This window comes from Streptomyces sp. MS191, from assembly GCF_008042125.1.
Taxonomy (GTDB): Bacteria; Actinomycetota; Actinomycetes; order Streptomycetales; family Streptomycetaceae; genus Streptomyces.
On the sequence record NZ_RDBI01000042.1, the window covers coordinates 1 to 5053 of the forward strand.

Annotated in this window: 4 protein-coding genes and 2 pseudogenes; 4 read left to right on the plus strand and 2 right to left on the minus strand. The window is 72.8% G+C overall.

Annotated elements, in window-relative coordinates; genetic code table 11:
• Positions 1-192, plus strand: a pseudogene (locus EAO71_RS39005) (hypothetical protein); the annotation flags it as partial.
• Here the strand turns inward: EAO71_RS39005 and EAO71_RS21325 are convergent.
• Complete coding sequence (locus EAO71_RS21325) at positions 137-2446, minus strand: MMPL family transporter (RefSeq protein WP_147979434.1); 2310 nt, start codon at positions 2444-2446, stop codon at positions 137-139. The pseudogene EAO71_RS39005 and the gene EAO71_RS21325 overlap by 56 nt on opposite strands.
• A 163-nt stretch (positions 2447-2609) precedes the next feature.
• On the opposite strand from EAO71_RS21325, the gene EAO71_RS21330 reads away from it, so the two are divergent.
• Positions 2610-3281, plus strand: coding sequence for a TetR/AcrR family transcriptional regulator (locus EAO71_RS21330; protein WP_147979435.1), 672 nt, complete (start codon positions 2610-2612; stop codon positions 3279-3281).
• Here EAO71_RS21330 and EAO71_RS21335 read toward each other — a convergent pair.
• Positions 3241-3420, minus strand: coding sequence for a hypothetical protein (locus tag EAO71_RS21335; protein WP_410093994.1), 180 nt, complete (start codon positions 3418-3420; stop codon positions 3241-3243). The genes EAO71_RS21330 and EAO71_RS21335 overlap by 41 nt on opposite strands.
• Before the next feature lie 38 nt (positions 3421-3458).
• Here EAO71_RS21335 and EAO71_RS21340 point away from each other — a divergent pair, with 38 nt between their 5' ends.
• Positions 3459-3758 carry a P-type ATPase gene (locus tag EAO71_RS21340; protein ID WP_147979439.1) on the plus strand — a complete coding sequence of 100 codons (300 nt, stop codon included), beginning with the start codon at positions 3459-3461 and terminating at the stop codon, positions 3756-3758.
• Positions 3674-4993: pseudogene (locus EAO71_RS21345) on the plus strand (heavy metal translocating P-type ATPase); the annotation flags it as partial. The gene EAO71_RS21340 and the pseudogene EAO71_RS21345, both read left to right, overlap by 85 nt.
• Between the last annotated feature and the right edge of the window lie 60 nt (positions 4994-5053).

Consider the following 5053-nt stretch of genomic DNA (forward strand, 5'->3'; position numbering starts at 1 on the left):
CTCCTGGTCTTCCTGCTCACCGGCAGCGTGCTGATCCCGCTCCAGGCCGTCGTCCTCAACGCCCTCAGCCTCACGGCGATGTTCGGCGCGGTCGTCTGGGTCTTCCAGGAAGGGCACCTGTCCGGGCTGCTCGGCTTCACCGCGACGGGCGACATCGAGACCACGCTGCCGGTCCTGATGTTCTGTCCCGCGGGGTCTCGTCGACCCCCTCCTCCGTCGCCGCGACCGGCGCGGCCGCCGTGTCGCCGCCCTCGCTGATCCCGAACCGGTCGTGGAAGCGGCGCAGCGGGCCCGGTGCCCACCAGGTCAGGCGGCCCGTCAGCTTCATCACGGACGGCACGAGCAGGCTGCGCACCACCATGGCGTCCATCAGCACGGCGAGCGCGACGCCGAGGCCGAGCATCTTGGTGTTGGTCACCCGGGAGGTGCCGATGGCGACCATCACGACGGCCAGGATCACCGCGGCGGCGGTGATCAGCCCGCCGGTGCGCCGGAGGCCGAACCGCACGGAGTGCTCGTGGTCGCCCGTGGCGTCGTACTCCTCCTTGATCCGGGAGAGCAGGAAGACCCCGTAGTCCATGGAGAGTCCGAAGGCGACACAGAACATCAGGACCGGCAGCGTGGTCTCGATGTCGCCCGTCGCGGTGAAGCCGAGCAGCCCGGACAGGTGCCCTTCCTGGAAGACCCAGACGACCGCGCCGAACATCGCCGTGAGGCTGAGGGCGTTGAGGACGACGGCCTGGAGCGGGATCAGCACGCTGCCGGTGAGCAGGAAGACCAGGAGCAGGGTGATCACGACGATGATCGCCGCCGCCCAGGGGAGCCGGTCGGCTATGGCGTCCTTGGAGTCGGTCAGCACGGCCGCCGCCCCGGTCACGGAGGTGTCGAACGGGGCTTCCTGAGCCCGCAGTTCGCCCACCACACGCTGGGCGCCCTCGCCGACGGCCTCACCCTCGGGCACCACGGTGAAGTAGGCGTGGGCGCGGGCTCCGGATCCGGAGGTCACCGGGCCGTCCACCCGCTCCACCCCGGGCAGGTCCGCGATCCGCTCGCGGTAGTCGGCGTACTGCGCCGGTGTGGCGCCGCCCTCGGCGAGCACGGTCAGGCCCCCGCCCGGGCTGCCGGGGAAGCCGTCGCGCAGCTGGTCCTGCACCACCCGCGACTCCGAGGTCGAGGGCAGCTGCCGGTCGTCGGCCGTGCCGAACTTCACGCCCAGGAAGGGCAGTCCGAGCAGGACCAGGCCGGCGGTGGTCGCCACGACGAAGACCGGGGCCCGCCGCATCACGAGCGCCGCCGTCCGGGCCCAGCCCGCCCCGCCCTCGTCGCTCCGGCCGGACCCGGCCGGTCCGGCTCCGTCGCCGGSCCGCGCGGCCCGGCGGCGGACGAACAGCCGGCGCAGGTCGAGCGCGTTGACCCGGTCGCCGAGCAGCATCAGCGCCGCGGGCAGCAGGATCAGCGCCGCCGCGGCGGCCAGGAGCACGACGGCGATCCCGGCGTAGGCGAAGGAGCGGAGGAAGTACTGCGGGAAGACCAGCATCGCGGCGAGCGAGACGGCCACGGTCAGCGCGGAGAAGAGCACCGTCCGCCCCGCCGTGCGCAGGGTGGTCCCCACGGCGGTCCGGGTGTCGGCGCCGGCCGCCAGCTCCTCGCGGAAGCGGCGGACCACGAAGAGCGCGTAGTCGATGGCGAGTCCGAGGCCGAGCGCCGTGGTCAGGTTCTGCGCGAAGACCGAGACGTCGGTGAACTCGGTGAGCCCGCGCAGCACCGCGTTCGTGCCGAGGATGGCGACGATGCCGATGCCCAGGGGCAGCAGGGCCGCGACGGCGCTGCCGAAGACCATGACGAGCAGGACGAGCGTCACCGGCAGGGCGATCAGCTCGGCACGCAGCAGGTCCTCCTGGATGACCGTCTGCATCTCGTGCCGCACGGCGAGCGGGCCGCCGAGGGACACCTCGACCGGACCGTGCGTGCCGCGGTAGGCGGGCGCGATCCGCTGGAGGATCTCACCGGCCTCCTTCTCCTCCCCCTCGATCCGGGCGGCGATCACGGCCTGCCGCCCGTCCTTCGAGCGCAGGGCGGGCGAGCCGGTCGCCCAGTACGAGCCGACGCCGCTGACGCCCGGCTCGGCGTCGAGGCGCTCGGCGGTCCGCCGGGCCTCGGCGGCGACCGCGGGATCGTCGACCCCGGCCGCCCCCGCGTCCAGGAGCAGCAGCACATTCGGCTGGGAGGCGGGGAACTCCCGCTCCAGCACCTGCGTCGCGTACGTGGACTCGGCGTCCGGGTCCTCCCAGCCGCCGCTCCCCATCCGATCGCCGACCCCGCTGCCCGCCACGACGGCGAGCGCGGTGATCACCAGCGCCACCAGGAGCGACAGGCGCGGCCTGGCCGTGACGAACCGGGTCCACCCCCCGCCGCGGGCGGTCCCTGAATTCTTGACTTCGGCCATGACGCGGTGTCCCCTTCACCGTGACCCGTGCGCTCGCTTCCCGGCAGGCCGCATGGGTCGCCCATTGCCATAGACTGGCAAACACGAGTCCTCGCTCGCGTTTCCCAAGAATGCGAGCGACCTCTCGCGTTTGTCAAACGTGTCCGGAAAGCTGGGGACAGCCATGCCCGAGGAAACCGCCGAACCGAAGCCGCGCCGTCGCCAGGCGCGCGGTGAGCGGCGCATCGCGCAGCTGCTCCAGGCCGCCGCGAGCGTCTTCTGCACCAACGGCTACTCGGCGAGCAGCACCAACGCGATCGCCCGGGAGGCGAGCGTCTCGCCGGGGACGCTCTACCAGTACTTCCCGAACAAGGAGGCGATCGCCGTCGAGCTCGGCGGGCGCCTGATGCACGAGATGCGCGAGGCCCACGGCCAGGCGTTCACCCCGGAGAACTTCGAACTCCCCCTCCCCGAACTGATCGACGCGGTCGTCGACCCGCTCATCGAGTTCAACTGCGAGAACCCCGTCTTCCTCGCCCTGATGCACGGCTCCGACATCCCCGGCAAGATCGCGGAGGAGCACGACGAACTGCACGCCTCGCTGCTCGCCCGGGTCCGCGACCTGCTCGGCCACTACCTCCCCGACCTCCCCGTCGCGGAGCGCGCGGTGATCGCCGACATGACCTTCGCGGTGTTCAAGGGCGGTCTCGCCCTGGTCCTCGCCGCGCCCGAAGGTCCCGAGCGGGACGCCACGATCGTCGAGCTGAAGCGGGTCCTGCTGCGCTACCTCGACCCGGTCATCGGCGACGCCAACGTCACGGGCCCCCCGGCCGCCGCCGCACCGCTCGACCTCTGACCCAGGCGGGCAGCGAGGCGTGCAGTTCGTCGTGCTCCTCCGCGATCTTGCCGGGGATGTCGGAGCCGTGCATCAGGGCGAGGAAGACGGGGTTCTCGCAGTTGAACTCGATGAGCGGGTCGACGACCGCGTCGATCAGTTCGGGTCGTCGAGGGCTCCTCCGCGGTGGACGCCTCCATGCTCACCGGCGAGTCCGTACCGGTCGAGGTCTCCGTCGGCGACACCGTCACGGGCGCCACCCTGAACGCCGGCGGCCGCCTCGTCGTCGAGGCCACCCGCGTCGGCTCCGACACCCAACTGGCCCGGATGGCCAAGCTCGTCGAGGACGCCCAGAACGGCAAGGCCGCCGCCCAGCGCCTCGCCGACCGGATCTCGGCCGTCTTCGTCCCCGTTCCGCGGTGGACGCCTCCATGCTCACCGGCGAGTCCGTACCGGTCGAGGTCTCCGTCGGCGACACCGTCACGGGCGCCACCCTGAACGCCGGCGGCCGCCTCGTCGTCGAGGCCACCCGCGTCGGCTCCGACACCCAACTGGCCCGGATGGCCAAGCTCGTCGAGGACGCCCAGAACGGCAAGGCCGCCGCCCAGCGCCTCGCCGACCGGATCTCGGCCGTCTTCGTCCCCGTCGTCATCGCCCTGGCGCTCGGCACCCTCGGCTTCTGGCTCGGCACCGGCGCCGGACTGACCGCCGCGTTCACCGCCGCCGTCGCCGTCCTGATCATCGCCTGCCCCTGCGCCCTCGGACTCGCCACGCCCACCGCCCTCATGGTCGGCACCGGCCGCGGCGCCCAGCTCGGCATCCTCATCAAGGGCCCCGAGGTCCTGGAGACGACCCGCCGCGTCGACACGATCGTCCTGGACAAGACCGGCACCGTCACCACCGGCCGGATGACACTCCTCGCCGTCCACACCGCGGACGGCACCGCCGAGACCGACGTCCTGCGCCTCGCCGGCGCCCTGGAGCACTCCTCCGAACACCCCATCGCCCAGGCCGTCGCCACCGGCGCCGCCGCCCGCGTCGGCACCCTGCCCACCCCCGAGGACTTCGCCAACGTCCCCGGACTCGGCGTCCAGGGCGTCGTCGAGGGCCACGCCGTCCTCGTCGGCCGCGAGAAGCTGCTCGCCGAATGGGCGATGGAACTCACCCCCGCCCTCAGGTCCGCCAAGGACCAGGCCGAACGGGCAGGCCGGACCGCCATCGCGGTCGCCTGGGACGGCCGGGCCCGCGCGGTCCTGGAGGTCGCCGACGCCGTCAAGGAGACGAGCGCCGAGGCGATCCGCCGGCTGCGCGCGCTGGGCCTGAAGCCGATCCTCCTCACCGGCGACAACGAGGCCGTCGCCCGGGCCGTCGCCGCCGAGGTCGGCATCGACGAGGTGATCGCCGAGGTCATGCCCCAGGACAAGGTCGACGTCGTCAGGAGGCTCCAGTCCGAGGGCCGCAGCGTGGCCATGGTCGGCGACGGCGTCAACGACGCGGCCGCACTCGCCCAGGCCGACCTTGGCCTGGCGATGGGCACGGGCACGGACGCCGCCATCGAGGCCGGCGACCTGACGCTCGTACGGGGCGACCTGCGGGCCGCGGCCGACGCCATCCGCCTCTCCCGCCGGACCCTCGGCACGATCCGCTCGAACCTCTTCTGGGCCTTCGCCTACAACATCGCCGCACTGCCACTCGCCGCGGCCGGACTGCTCAACCCGATGATCGCGGGCGCCGGTGCCGAGCCAGAAGCCGAGGGTGCCGAGCGCCAGGGCGATGACGACGGGGACGAAGAC

Bases quoted from the DNA above. Each gene is read 5' to 3' on its own strand.
- EAO71_RS21340 (WP_147979439.1), top strand. From the start codon at position 3,459: ATGCTCACCGGCGAGTCCGTACCGGTCGAGGTCTCCGTCGGCGACACC.
- EAO71_RS21330 (WP_147979435.1), top strand. From the start codon at position 2,610: ATGCCCGAGGAAACCGCCGAACCGAAGCCGCGCCGTCGCCAGGCGCGC.